This window comes from uncultured Roseobacter sp. (assembly GCF_947496515.1).
Classification (GTDB): Bacteria; Pseudomonadota; Alphaproteobacteria; order Rhodobacterales; family Rhodobacteraceae; genus Roseobacter.
Map to the genome: position 1 here is coordinate 157,211 of NZ_CANMDB010000012.1, position 12,616 is coordinate 169,826.

At 56.7% G+C, this 12,616-nt stretch carries 16 protein-coding genes and 1 pseudogene; 4 read left to right on the forward strand and 13 right to left on the reverse strand.

Annotated elements, in window-relative coordinates; translation table 11 throughout:
- Positions 1–86: 86 nt before the first annotated feature.
- The 6 genes from Q1A53_RS18915 to Q1A53_RS18940 form a co-directional block, all read right to left on the reverse strand.
- The gene (locus Q1A53_RS18915) at positions 87–1,361 is read right to left on the reverse strand and encodes a TrbI/VirB10 family protein (RefSeq protein ID WP_299969409.1); all 1,275 of its coding nucleotides are present in this window, start codon (positions 1,359–1,361) and stop codon (positions 87–89) included.
- Positions 1,362–1,397: 36 nt separating this feature from the next.
- On the reverse strand, positions 1,398–2,096 hold the full coding sequence (locus tag Q1A53_RS18920; protein ID WP_299969411.1) for a type-F conjugative transfer system secretin TraK: 699 nt from the start codon (positions 2,094–2,096) through the stop codon (positions 1,398–1,400).
- Between the two features lie 5 nt (positions 2,097–2,101).
- Positions 2,102–2,656, reverse strand: coding sequence for a TraE/TraK family type IV conjugative transfer system protein (locus Q1A53_RS18925; RefSeq protein WP_299969413.1), 555 nt, complete (start codon positions 2,654–2,656; stop codon positions 2,102–2,104).
- Positions 2,656–2,952, reverse strand: a complete 297-nt coding sequence (gene traL, locus Q1A53_RS18930) for a type IV conjugative transfer system protein TraL (protein WP_299969415.1) — start codon at positions 2,950–2,952, stop codon at positions 2,656–2,658. The genes Q1A53_RS18925 and traL overlap by 1 nt, the downstream gene beginning before the upstream one ends.
- A 51-nt stretch (positions 2,953–3,003) precedes the next feature.
- On the reverse strand, positions 3,004–3,435 hold the full coding sequence (locus Q1A53_RS18935) for a hypothetical protein (protein ID WP_299969417.1): 432 nt from the start codon (positions 3,433–3,435) through the stop codon (positions 3,004–3,006).
- A 104-nt stretch (positions 3,436–3,539) separates the two neighbouring features.
- Complete coding sequence (locus tag Q1A53_RS18940) at positions 3,540–3,905, reverse strand: hypothetical protein (protein ID WP_299969419.1); 366 nt, start codon at positions 3,903–3,905, stop codon at positions 3,540–3,542.
- A gap of 3 nt (positions 3,906–3,908) precedes the next feature.
- Here Q1A53_RS18940 and Q1A53_RS18945 point away from each other — a divergent pair, with 3 nt between their 5' ends.
- The gene (locus tag Q1A53_RS18945; protein ID WP_299969421.1) at positions 3,909–4,493 is read left to right on the forward strand and encodes a hypothetical protein; all 585 of its coding nucleotides are present in this window, start codon (positions 3,909–3,911) and stop codon (positions 4,491–4,493) included.
- A gap of 18 nt (positions 4,494–4,511) precedes the next feature.
- Here Q1A53_RS18945 and Q1A53_RS18950 read toward each other — a convergent pair whose 3' ends face one another.
- Entirely contained in the window at positions 4,512–4,694 is a 183-nt protein-coding gene (locus tag Q1A53_RS18950) for a hypothetical protein (protein WP_299969423.1), read from the reverse strand.
- 647 nt (positions 4,695–5,341) lie between these two features.
- Between Q1A53_RS18950 and Q1A53_RS18955 the strand changes: the two genes are divergently transcribed.
- Positions 5,342–5,839 carry a hypothetical protein gene (locus Q1A53_RS18955; protein ID WP_299969425.1) on the forward strand — a complete coding sequence of 166 codons (498 nt, stop codon included), beginning with the start codon at positions 5,342–5,344 and terminating at the stop codon, positions 5,837–5,839.
- Here Q1A53_RS18955 and Q1A53_RS18960 read toward each other — a convergent pair.
- The 5 genes and pseudogenes from Q1A53_RS18960 to Q1A53_RS18980 all read right to left on the reverse strand — a co-directional run bounded on the left by Q1A53_RS18960 (position 5,826) and on the right by Q1A53_RS18980 (position 9,955).
- Positions 5,826–7,337, reverse strand: a pseudogene (locus tag Q1A53_RS18960) (IS66 family transposase). The gene Q1A53_RS18955 and the pseudogene Q1A53_RS18960 overlap by 14 nt on opposite strands.
- A gap of 55 nt (positions 7,338–7,392) precedes the next feature.
- Positions 7,393–7,746 (reverse strand): IS66 family insertion sequence element accessory protein TnpB, encoded by a 354-nt coding sequence (gene tnpB, locus Q1A53_RS18965; protein WP_299969427.1) that lies wholly within the window; start codon positions 7,744–7,746, stop codon positions 7,393–7,395.
- On the reverse strand, positions 7,743–8,123 hold the full coding sequence (locus Q1A53_RS18970) for a transposase (RefSeq protein ID WP_299969429.1): 381 nt from the start codon (positions 8,121–8,123) through the stop codon (positions 7,743–7,745). The genes tnpB and Q1A53_RS18970 overlap by 4 nt, the downstream gene beginning before the upstream one ends.
- 412 nt (positions 8,124–8,535) lie before the next feature.
- On the reverse strand, positions 8,536–9,273 hold the full coding sequence (locus tag Q1A53_RS18975) for a hypothetical protein (RefSeq protein WP_299969431.1): 738 nt from the start codon (positions 9,271–9,273) through the stop codon (positions 8,536–8,538).
- A 1-nt stretch (position 9,274) separates the two neighbouring features.
- A complete protein-coding gene (locus Q1A53_RS18980; protein WP_299969433.1) occupies positions 9,275–9,955 on the reverse strand; it encodes a hypothetical protein in 681 nt (226 codons plus the stop codon).
- A gap of 208 nt (positions 9,956–10,163) precedes the next feature.
- Between Q1A53_RS18980 and Q1A53_RS18985 the strand changes: the two genes are divergently transcribed.
- On the forward strand, positions 10,164–10,460 hold the full coding sequence (locus tag Q1A53_RS18985) for a hypothetical protein (protein ID WP_299969435.1): 297 nt from the start codon (positions 10,164–10,166) through the stop codon (positions 10,458–10,460).
- 346 nt (positions 10,461–10,806) lie between these two features.
- The gene (locus Q1A53_RS18990) at positions 10,807–10,932 is read left to right on the forward strand and encodes a hypothetical protein (protein ID WP_299969437.1); all 126 of its coding nucleotides are present in this window, start codon (positions 10,807–10,809) and stop codon (positions 10,930–10,932) included.
- A 106-nt stretch (positions 10,933–11,038) separates the two neighbouring features.
- Here the strand turns inward: Q1A53_RS18990 and Q1A53_RS18995 are convergent, their stop codons facing one another.
- Complete coding sequence (locus Q1A53_RS18995) at positions 11,039–12,403, reverse strand: ISNCY family transposase (RefSeq protein ID WP_299969439.1); 1,365 nt, start codon at positions 12,401–12,403, stop codon at positions 11,039–11,041.
- Between the last annotated feature and the right edge of the window lie 213 nt (positions 12,404–12,616).

Sequence of the window (12,616 nt, forward strand, 5' to 3'; positions counted from 1 at the left end):
GATATGAAGGTAAGGAAGGCGGGCACCAAGCTGGCGCCTCGCTGGCGCAAGCAGAGAGGCCAGTCAGCGCGAAGATGAGAGCGGCTCTAGTCAAGCTTCACGCCCTCCATGAAGACCAGCTCCACCTCGGTACCGCCGTAGAGAGACACGACAGGCTGATACTGCTCGGCACGCTGGATGTAGTAGTTCGCCAGGCGATCCGCGGCACCCGAGATACCGCCTGATGCAGCCCCTGCCCCGGCACTCTGCAGCACGTCCTCGAAGCCGGCCTGTTCCGCCTTCGCACCGGCAGTCGCGACCGACTGCAGCCCACCGGCAAGACCGCCGAGCGCCCCGGCAATACCTGCCGAGCGAATGAGCGGGCCTTCCCGGCTGGTCACAAGACCGCGCGAGCCAGTCTTGCCGGAGCCACTCATGTACCCAGCCACATCTGCTTCAAAGACTTCCCGATTGTCCTTGATGCACGACATCTTGATCAGGCGGACGTAGACGCGCTCGCTACTGAGATCGCCTCTTGCGGACCCCGTCACCGTGCAGCCAGTCAGGTTGACCTTGTGACCGCGCGTGGAGCGTGTCCCGGCCGTGACCGCGTGTCCCGTGATCCGAAAGATCACCGGGATCGGCTCGCCCTGAGAGGTCACCCCTGTCGAAGCATCCACACCCGACAGCACTGTCGCTGGCGCGTAAGACCCGGCAGGCAGATAGTTCTCCAGGAAGGTCGGCGCATCCTCCTCGATCATCTCGGCGCGCGCTTCCATCGGCGTCAGCTGAAACTGCCGATCGAATGACACGGTTGCGGGTTGAAAGCCCCCTCCCCCACCGGGCAACGGCGGTGGCGCACCCGGACCCGTTGGCTGACCCTGACCGAGAGGCGCCTGGATAAAATCACCACCATTAAGCTGGGTCATCGGCGAAGCGACAACTGCTTGCCTGAGATAGTCGTCCGCAAGACCAGGAGCAGAGGGGATGCGCCCTGCCCTACCCGACTGCTCCACGAGGACCGCTTTCAGAGCTTCAACCTCACCTTGCACCCTGAGAAGCTCATCGTCGTATTCGGTCGTAATCGCATCAATGCGCTTTTCCGCCTGGTCTTCGAATGTCGCCAGCGCGCGCTCAAGCCGCGAGTTAGTTTGCTCGAGCTTCTCCACGCGGCTCCGACCATTGGTCACCCAGGACATCTCGGGAGATGCACCATCGGTTTTGCGCGCCACCATAGACCGCGTGAGGCTGGCTTCTTGCAGACGAACGCCCTCCGGCGTGTCGAAAGACAGAAGCCGTGTCATTCCATAGAAGGTCGCCAGCACAATCCCGGCGCACACGGCGACGATGGCCCATTGCTTGCCTTTCCGAATGTCACTCATGTCATCTCTCCAATCTTGGCTGGCGGCTCACAGCGCTCATCGCTTCTCGACCACCACGACCCAGGTCCGATTGCTGGTTGTTTGATCATCGACCCACACGGCCACCGTCTTGCTCGTGTAGAACGCCTGCGGTCTTGGCCGCGCACCGCCGGCCACCATCACCCGCGCCCGCAGCCCGCCTTTGCTGTAGGTCGATACGTTCGCCCCGCTCCGAAACCCGGCAGCCGACTTCGTGCCAATCTTCGATGCGATGGCAGCACGCACGAAACCGACGAGCTGGCCCTCGTAGCCTGAAGAACCGCCGTCACTCACCTCGAACCCAGACCCGCTTCTTGTGGCCGCAGGCTCCTCTTTCCGCTCGGATGCTGCCTTGGCGCTCTTCACGCCGATCAGATCTATGACAACCGTCTGAGTGCCGAGACCGCGCGTCGGCGTCATCGTGAAACCGATGGTATGCCCGGCTTCCGTCACGAGATGACCGCTCTCCGGAATCTGATCGACACCCTGGAAGTCCAGAAAGATGTCCCCGGTCTTGTCGTCGTTCGCGACACGGAACTGGCTTTCCGTTTGCACCAGTCGTTTGATGCGATGACCTTTGACGGTGATCCGCGTGGGCCCGTCGGCAGAAACCTGGAAGCTCACCTCACCATCGGGCCGCACCCGAAAGGTTCCTGCGAAGGCCTCGAGACCCAGGCTCAGAATGATCGCGAGGGACAAAAGAATGGTTTTAGTCATGTCACTCACCCTTCCATCACGAGAACTTCGAAATCGGCGAGCCGCACGGAGGATGCTTCGCGGGCAAAGCGCAGCACCACCTCGCGGTCCTCGCGCGTCACGAAACTCGTCTCGATATACGTGCTGAGGCTGCCCTTGACCGTGACCTCCAGAGCGGTCCAGTCATGCTCGATCTCATTGACGAAGAAGACGGTTGTGATCTTCCTCTCGCGGATGTCATCCGCGACCTCGTCATACGCATCGAGCAAGGTCGGCCGAGTGCGAATGCTTGCAATCCGCTCAAGCGCCTGGCGCCCGTAGGCGGTCGATTCCGGGGATGAGTTGAAAAACGAATAGACAGCATCGAGCGCAATGGCTTCGACGTAGCGCGGATCCACATGACCGTTTGACACCATGCCATCCGATACACGCGATGGTACAAGCACCGTTGTCCGATGGGTTGTCATCAGTGTTGCTGAGAGGAGCATCACGATGACCAACAGCAGCATTCCAAAGGCTGCGAAGACATTCCGGCTGCGGCGAGCTACCTTCAATTGACGGTTCATCGCATCGAAGTTCATCACCCTCTCCAATGCTGGATGTGAGACGGTGGAAAACTCCGGTACGGCGTGATCGCGGGCGGACAGAACCAGTAAAGGGCTGCGACCAGTCGAGCCATGCCCCCGTCCCCTTTCACGTGCTTCCAGACGAGATAGACGACAAAACCTATGAACGCGCCCAGGAAGACCTTCTGGGTCATCCACCCCATCATGAAGGGCAGCCCGAAGGCAAAAGCATCGTCCACGGTGAAGATCAGAAAGCGGGTCTGATCTTCCAAACGTTGCTCGATCCTGACCACTTGATCGTTGGTATCCATCACATGCCCCCGAAATGAAAATGGCCCTCGCCGCTGGCAAGAGCCGTTAAGTTAGCCGCCGATCACGTCAGCCGTTGAGGCAAGCGCTGCCAAAGCTGTCGTCTCCGCAGGCGCAGCAACCTCTGCCGTGATCTCGACAAGCGGTCCGTTCAGCATGTCGACGGTCGCACTGAAGCCACCCAGGCCAGACAAGGCAGGCAGACCATAACCGGCAAAGACCGAGGCCCCGATCACGCCGAGCGCCCAGCCCATCCGGCTCGTGAAAATCCAGACAGCAATGGAGCCGATCAGCCCACCGATCATCAGTGCATTCATCAGGTTGCCCTGAAGCAAAGCGTTGAAGTCGGTGCTGAGCGTTGCGAAGGACGCATCGACGCCTGTCGCGTTGGCGTTGGCCGCCAGAGTTGGTCCAGCCAGAAGGCAAAGGGATAGTGTTGCAGCCAGACCCAAAACGGGTCGGCTGCGGTGAAAAATCACCGGCATAGCAAATTCTCCTGATGTCACGGCGAAACTGCCGTGCATACAGGGCTACAACTCAGGTGGTATTTCTGTCAATTAAAAAAGCAAGAACGTATACTTTTGGTTTTTTATTTTCCGTTCCTTGACCACGGTGGCTTCTCGATCACCGCCATTGCTTGAGTGCTACCATCGATCCCGTGCACCTCAATCTCTCTCACGCCAGCATCGAACAGCATGGCCGTTGCGCCTTCGATCTTCATCTTCTTCAACGTAGACGCAGTGTCCATCAACCAGAACTGTGTCTTTCCCATCAGCCCCAGCACGATGTACCTCGAGCCAATGAAGGTGCCGTCCGGACGCAAGCGATAAATTGCAAACCGGCCCCCGGAAGCCACAAAGTCCTCAACAGCATCAACCGACAAGAAGTATGAATTTACTCGCGTCAAAACGCGGCTCTCCTCTGGTTTTTTGACGTGCCACTCTTTGGCGAGCAAGATATGACAGGTTTGGTAAAAGCCGCAACAAAGCAAAACATCGCAACCGAGCACGAGCTACCCCGTATGAAGTTAACTCAAGATCAGACAGTCTCCGTGGCAAGTCTCTCCCAGATGCTCGGTTCTCCGGGAGCCCGGCCAATTGTCGAATGCCACGTTCAGGACGAACGTCGGGTCTGGATCGTAGGTGTTGAGCAGAATAGCGAGAAGCTGTTCCTGACGAAGGCTCGGTCCAACGAGCTAACAACGTATAAGACGATGCGGTTTCTGGAACAAATTCTTGAAACACTGCAGGTCGGACCGGTCAATCTGCCCCTGACGACTGCGGAGTACGATCCGATTGATGGCTATATTCGGGAACGGTACGATAGAATACTGGGGTACATGAAAGAGAAAAAGATGACTATGACCGAACTTAGCAAAGCGGTTGGTCACCATGGTCCGCGTATCAGCATCGTCATCAAACAAGGCATAAGAGATCGTGAGATCGAGGAGCGTGTGGCCAAAGCATTGGGCTTTGAGGTAGAAGCACTCTTTCCCACTTCAATCCTCGATACGCTAGCGCGTGAAAGCAAGGATGGCGCATGAAGATGACTTGAGATGCAGCTAGTACATGAGCTGCACACCGGGCCCTGCATCTGCAGCAAATTCAGCATCCATACTCTCGTCGCACAAGAGCGCTTCGACGCCTTGGACATATTTGAGCAGCTGGTGAGCGTCTCGCAGGGCCTCTTGCGGATCACGTTCGAGGAGCTCCTGCTTTGCCTTCCGCAGCCACTCTGTCTCCATGTTTCTCATTTGCGCACCTCCGCGTTGCGAATGTCATAAATCACGCATAGGTAGAATTCTTAATCAAGAGAGAAATTCAAGAATCAGTATTCTGGGTTTTTTTGAGCGGCATCTTGCTCCTATATCGCTACCACGTCGCGGCTTCAGAGCAAAGGTTATAGCCAAAAGTCGCTTCCGTGGGTGCCTGCGAACATGCGCGGAGACAACACTCGCAGTGTCGTCCAAGCGGATTTACTGCCACCTATTTCAGTGGATGTTCATGGGCACAAAGGTCGTTGGCGGAAGTGCACCAATTGACGGTGCTGATGCGGCGATCGTCGATTGCCTGGTGGTTTCTCGTGCGCCACGACGCAGCGTGGGTTTCAAGGAGCTGGGTGATAAAGCACCGGTGTGACAAGCGCCCTGTTCTGCCACCTGGATTGTTCGTTCTCAGTGCGGCGATGACACAATGACCAATGCTTCGACGAGATCGAGCCACTGGCACTGCTCCGTCGCCGATCTCGTCGCTGACTATTGACGCAGGACCGACGGGTTTGGTCGAGCACAACTCGCGTGATCTTCCAGCCCCGGGGAACGCAGCTTTCTCCTGTCATCGATAGACAGTGCCTTTGCCCGCGAAATCGAAATAAGCGTGGGGATTATGGGCTGTGAAAGTCGGAACGAAGGAACTGATCACCGCTGCCGAACTGCACCATGAGATCGTGTCTGCAATCGCCAAAGAGGTCGGCAACATTGCAACCGCTGCGCAGAATGAGTTTGACCAAAACGGAAGGGTCAGCGGCTCGCTGCCGTTCAACGTCGTCGCTACGGAAAGGAAAGTGCGCGAAGCATTGCGGGAGATCGCAGCAGAGCTGGAACGCAACGTCGAAGCGCTCGAACGTCTCGACAAGCCGCTGATCGGCCCTGGCGTGAGCGATGTGCTCGATCAGTATCGCAGTCTTCTGAAAGCCGACTCGCCTTATGAGCAGATATTGATCATGAAAACGGCTGCAGATAGATCGCCGGAGCAGACCATTCTGGCTGATCGTCAGTCCGCCCTGGCTCGCAACGGCAAATTCCTCGAGCGGATCGCTAGAGGTTTGACGGTTTGGTTGGCTCAGTCTTACTCAAGCATGGTAAGCGGTGCGCTGTTCACACGGGTCTAACGTAGTTCCAAGGCAGTAGTTCGTTGATGTTGGTTTGTTTGTGCCCGCCAGCAATGGCAGTGAGGGCGGCGGACAGATAGCCGTGAGGTTCGATCGCGTTGAGTTTACATGTCTCGATCAGTGACGCGATGATTGCCCAGTTTTGTGCACCCGCATCGTGACCTGCGAAGAGCGCGTTTTTGCGGTTCAGTGCGATGGGGCGGATCGTCCGCTCCACGGCGTTGGAATCCAGTTCGATACGTCCGTCGTCAAGGAACCGGCACAACCCGTCCCAGTATTTGGCGATGTATTTCAGGGCCTCCCCGGTTGGCGATTTGGCCGAGACGCGGGCGCGGTTCTGGGCGAGCCAGAGTTCGAAGGTGGCGATGATCGGTTTTGAGCGCTTTTGCCGTGCAGCGAGCCGTTGGTCGGCAGACGTGCCGCGCAAGTCTTTTTCGATGCGGTAGAGCGCTTGGATTTGAGCTAAGCCTTCCTACGCAATAGGGGCCTGGCTGGACTGGGCGACATCATGCAGTTTGCGGCGGGCATGGGCCCAGCAATAGGCCAAAGTAATGTCCTGCGCAGGCCGTTTGAGCAGGCGGTTATAGCCTGCGTAACCATCAACCTGCAGGGTGCCGCTGAAGCATTTCAAGATATTGTCTGCATGTTGGCCGGATCGTCCGGGCGCATAGGTGAAGGCTACGCCGGGCGGATCATCGCCGCCCCATGGCCGGTCATCGCGGGCAAGTGCCCAGAAGTATCCGGTTTTGGTTCGTTTGCGTCCTGGTGCCAGGACAGGCGCAGGCGTTTCATCCATGAAGAGCTTGGTTGATCGCTTCAGATTAACCATCAGAGCTTCATAAACTGGGGTCAATTCGAATGCTGATTTGCCAACCCATGCAGCCAGGGTCGAGCGATCCAGATCGATGCCCTGGCGACTATAGATTTGCGCCTGTCGATGAAGCGGCAGGTGGTCCGCATATTTTGAGACGAGCACATGGGCTAGCGTTGCTTCGGTCGGCATGCCGCCCGCGATGATGTGGGCCGGTGCCGGAGCCTGGGCAATCCCACTCTCACAAGAGCGGCAGGCGTATTTGGGGCGACGGGTGACGATCACGCGGAACTGGGCCGGAATGATATCCAGCCGTTCGCTGACATCTGCGCCAATGACATGACGTTCACTTCCACACCCACATGACAGTTCTGGCTCGATGACCACCTCCACCCGTTCCAGATGTTTGGGCAGTGACCCACGATTAGTCTTGCGCGGCTTCGGGGGGCGAACGGGCGCGGTGCGTTCGTCCGTATCAATCTCGGCTTCGACCTGCGCAATGGCGGTCTCGATATCTTCAAGTTCCAACTCATATTGAGCTGGGTCAATCTGCTCGGATTTGGACCCGAAGAGGGCCTTCTTGAAGGAAGCGACCAGGGCTTCAAGCCGTGCATTCTGATCCTGTTGCGCGCGGATGATCGCCTTCAACTCGGCAATGTCATTTGGCAATTCATCGGGCACACTCATGCCCGGGGCCATAACAAAACAAGGGCAGAATGACCCGCCCAAACGCCCTTGTGAGTCACTCCGCCGCAGCCGGAGCGGCTACCTCCAACGGCTGTACACGCCGCCAATCGAGACCCGCAAAGAGCGCCTCAAACTGCGCAGGTTCCAGGCGCATCACCCCGTTCCTGATCGCGGGCCATGTGAAGCTGTTATCCTCAAGCCGCTTGTACGCCATCACCAATCCGCTGCCATCCCAGTAGATCAGCTTCAGCCGATCCGCCCGCTTGGCACGGAACACATAGACCGACCCATCAAAAGGCTTTTGTCGCAACTGGCTCTGCACCAAAGCGGCCAGCCCGTCGTGGCCCTTGCGGAAGTCCACCGGATCACTGGCCACAAAAATCCGGACCTTGTGGGATGGCGTGATCACGGGGCCAGGGCCTTGGCGATCTCAGCAATCCGCTCCGCGGGCGTCACCGCATCAAGACGAACGACAACATCGCCCGTGATCACATCAATCGTACCGGACGAGGTGGTCAGCACAGGTTGTGCTACAGGCGCTTCAATCTCGACTGGCACAAAATCCATGCCATCCAAATTGGGCAAGACCAACTTGCCCTGACGTGCCATCCGCCGCCAATCCGACACCGTGCTCGGGATCAAATCATATCGCTGCGCGACAGCCTTGACCGTCTCGCCCTCAATCAACGTCTCCGCCACAATCCGCGCCTTCAACTCGGCAGGCCAGTTTCGCTTACCGTCCGCCCGACGCGGAACACTTGCCAGAAACTCGCTTATAGCTCCCATCGAGAAACTCCCCACAAAACAAAGAAGCCTCTGAATCGCAGATCACGCACTATGCCGTAAGTGTGGGGGCGGCGCAGCGCTTACCAAGCATGCTGTCCTCGGCACTCAGATCCTGATGTATCAGTCGTGACCGTTTCGCCTAGGCTGAACAATCCAAGCTTTCGACGCGTCGGCAGGAATGGCGACTGTCGGTCAGCTGATCAACTTGCCGCTGTTGCAACCAAGTAGAAATGTCACTGGTTCTGCAAAGCAGAAATGTCCCACCTGGGCGGTGAGGGGAGCAAAGCCTGACAGGGCGGAGACCTCAGATATCGCAGCCCTGGCTGGCTTTGCGTTGGGTAGTGGTTCCGTCGCCCCTGAAGGCCCAGAAACGCTTTTCGGCACGTCGTATCGATGATCCAAAAGTGCTTTGTTACTGGCTGAGCGCTGCTAAGAGTGCGCCTGATCTCTCGTCCATCAGGTCGTAGCGCACAAAGACACCTTCCTCTTCGCCAGTCGTAAGCAGTCGCTCGACTTCGGTAGTAAATGAACCCACAGAGCCTATCTTTGCTAACTTAGCTTTGATTTTGTCACTGTTTGGCGGCAATCCATAGTTTGTCGCGCCATAGTCTACGGTTACGATCGTGCCCGGGTCCATTTCCATTTCGAGGTCAACGAAAACTCCCTCTTCCTCGCCAAGGAGCATTCCAGTGTACACAGCATGGCTATCCCACCAGACGTTGGCCGTGTCAGACATTTCGCTGCCGACAGCTTTCATTTTAGCTTTGTTAGAAACCCAGCTCGCGACATCATAGTTGGCTGAAGACAGAGATTGAGTGTCGAAGTTCCATTGAACGAATACACCCTCTTCCTCGCCTTGAAGCAGAAGGCGCCGAATCATGGGATCTTCGACGTTCGCAATCCCAGCCGAGTAATCGTTCCACTGGACAGAATCGAATGACTGTGTCGCATCATAACCGGCCATTGCGGCTTGGTTATCTGCTGCGATTCTACTGGACCAAGCCCAGTCCCCAGCCGAAGTCTCAACTTCGAAGTCCACTGGGGCTTGGATAACGTTAGTCGTTATTTCCATGGCGCTCGCAGCACTTGGGGCGCTGAACGTTAACGCGATACCAGCAGATACTAATCCAGATTTGAAGAAGCTCGCCATGTCAGTCATCTCCTTCTTCAGTTTCAAAGTACTTGCCCGGAATTTTGCTCTCAAACTCATCACTAAGCGAAAGATAGAGCCCTTCATAAAGCGAAATTGCCACCGGGCCAGCGGTAATGTTGTAGCCGCCGTTTTTGGTCTCATACGGAGACACCAAGGCCAACCCGAGCCGCGCCATACGAAGCAACTTATTATGCGACTGGCCAGCTGCCGTGTCTGGTCCACTGTCTCCCATGGCAGCGAATTCGCCAAGGTTCATGGGCACATCACCCCAAGACCGTGTCGCGAGCTGTTTGATCCGAGACTTTGTCTCGCCAGTCCGCAAGAACGTCACCAGTTTCGGCCACTCTTTACCCGAAAGCTGTTTGGGGTCATCCAACGTTACGACCTCTGCCCGAAAAAGTTCTTTGACAAACATCGGGCAGGCGTGGCCATAGATCTTTGCGTTGAGAAGCTCGTACCGGGCCTGCCAACCCTGAGGGTGGATCAATGGGCTTTCGAGCTTGGTGACATCAAGCCATTCATCACCCTCCAAAGTTTCCCCGCGAGGCCCGATCCGGGTGGTGTTGGCCAGCATCCGTTTGTAAGTCTCTTCAGAGATCTTTTTGATATTCCCGACCACTTCGTCGGTGGTGAAATGCGCGTTCAAACGCCCATACTCATCAAACTGATCAAATGGCATCTCATCCTCCCTCGATTGCTCTTGTAACAACGGCACCCGTCGCAAGTTACCCCAAGCGCTGACCGCCTATGATTAAATTAAATGTAGGATCGCTATACGGCGATTCCAACATCCGGCTCAGCCAAAGCCTCTCCGAATCAGTGGTTTAAAGGTCGGCGTCACGGCAATCCCGCCGCGGCATTCGATCTGAAAAGGAAAGGAACAGATCATGAAACTCCAATTCTTCGCGACCGCCGCCGCCGTAGCTATCGCTTCGCAGGCAGCCGCAGTTGACTACAATCTGGGCCTCACGGGTGGCGGTGACGCCTTCAATATGACGGGTACCCTGTCCGAAAAGGGCACTGGTAGCGTGTCGGTGACTGTGCCGGTTACCGACCACTCGGACGCCTACACAGTCGGCGGCTCGGTCAACGTCACAAAAGATACCTCCATCTACGGCTCGGTGACGGAGGTCCCCGGTGACAACAACGACGTGGGCACCATCGGCATCCGCGGCTCCTTCTAACCCAGCTGGTGCGGGGGCATCTCGCCCTCGCACTTCCAAATATGAAAGGTATCATCATGCTCTGGAAGGTTCTCACATGCGCACCCGAAACGCCCTACTGTGGTCCGGTGTGCCCTACGGATTGGCCTCATTGTGACCCGATCTGCCAGCCGGACAATCCACTCTGCGATTGGCCTCCTCGGCCGATCTGGGAGCCTGGCTATCCCTGGGTTCCGGGTCTCGACGCCGACGTTCTCGCGAATATCGCGTCTGTTCTTGGTCAGTTGATCTGATCAAATCACTGGAGCCCTGCACTAGTTCTATAGGGCTCATCCTAAGTCTGGCACTCAACTCGAAAGGATATGCCATGAAACACGTTGTCTCTGCCGTTCTGACGGCTCTCTTCCCAAAGTACGACCCGACTCGTACGAATTTGGCCGGCGCGATCGCAGTTGGAATCGCAATCCTGCTGATCTCCGAATACGCCTACTAAGTGCTTGCCCAAGAGAATTGAACGGCCCGTCACTTGATGGGCCGTTCTGCACTTATAGCTAAAGCTCTTCACGTAGTACCATCAGGTACGAATGTTAGCATTTGCGTTACTCCGCAGCTTCAGCCGGTTCAGCACGTCTGCGCTCATAGTACACTTCCATCTTTGACGGACGACCCGGCGGGCGGCGGCCTGTCTTTTTGTAGCCGTTCTTTGCGCTAACAGGTTTGAACTTTGGCGGCGGTGTGGCCTTCTCCTGTTCTTCCTTGATGTGGGCGAGAACTGCGCTCAGGTGTTTGTTCTCGGTGATTGCCGCATGGGTCACGCGCCGCTGGTGCGGATCGAAGATGCTGCAGGGCAGGGCGACGCCTTTGGCGCGGACTTGAATGCGCCCGTCTGGCATCTCGTACACGTCCACGTATTTGCCAACCAATCCGCGCGTCAGATCGTTGACTTCCAGCCGGATGCGCTTGCGGTCATACTTCAGCGTCAAATCCTTTGTGACATAGCGTTTGTCGCGCAAGCAAAAGACCTCAGCGAGGCGATCCGGCTCAATGTTCAAGTCACGGTGCAGGTTGTCCGGTTTGGCTGGAGCCTTTGCAAACTTGGCGTTGTAACGCTCAACGAAGCCCAAAAGGAACGCGTTGCCGTCTTCCATGTTTGAGATGCCTGCGATGCGCAGCTCTTTGACCAGTCTGTCTTGGAGCGTCCGGTTTGCCCGTTCGACGCGGCCTTTTGCCTGAGAAGAATTGGCGCAAATGATCTCGATGTTCAGCTCTGCCAGGGCGCGCCCGAATTGGGTCATGCCCGTCATGTGTTCATTCGGCTTCGGCACCCTGAACACCGTGTGTTTGTCGCTGTAGAAGGCAACGGGGCGACCATGCTTCAGCAGATAGCTTTCCAGTGCCTCGAAATAGCTGAAGGTGCTCTCAGATGTGACGAACCGCAGTTCCATCAACGTACTGGTAGCGTCGTCGATGAAGACGAGCAGAGTGCAGGGACCGCCGCGATCCTCGAACCAACGGTGATCAGACCCATCGATCTGGATCAGCTCGCCATAGCACTCCCGACGCAAGCGCGGCTGGTGGAATGTGCGCCGTTGTTTGCGTGAGAGCCAAACCCCATCTTCCTGCATCCATTTGCGCACGGTCTCGCGGGAAACTTTGAAGCCATGATGCTCGGACAGCATCCCAGCTGCCAGTGTCGGCCCGAAATCCGCATAGCTTTCCTTGATGATGCTGAGCGCATAGTCGCGTTTGGCATGATGGATGCAATTGTTCGGAGGTTTGCCACGCGCTTTGTGCCGGATCGCCGATGCGCCATCCTGACGATACCGCTTCAATAGTCTGAAGATTTGCCGCCGTGTCAGACCCAGCATGTTCGCTGCATTGTCGACGCTCAGCCGACCATCATCAACCTGCGCCAGTACCTCCACGCGGTTCAGCTCGCGCTCGCTCATAACCACCCATCCCATGTCTGCTCACCCTCATTGATTTTTGAGGGCAGAGTGACATTCCTGAATTGCTCACGGGTGACATTTTAGCTTTGTCGCTACAGCCGCCACCCACGATAGGGTTCATTATGTTGAGTTGATGCCCGGCTAAATCGGCCGATTTAGGTGAAAAACTCGACCTACTAGATGTTGTGTTTGACCGACGCGCGGTCTCTCAACTCGCTGTAATCGCGG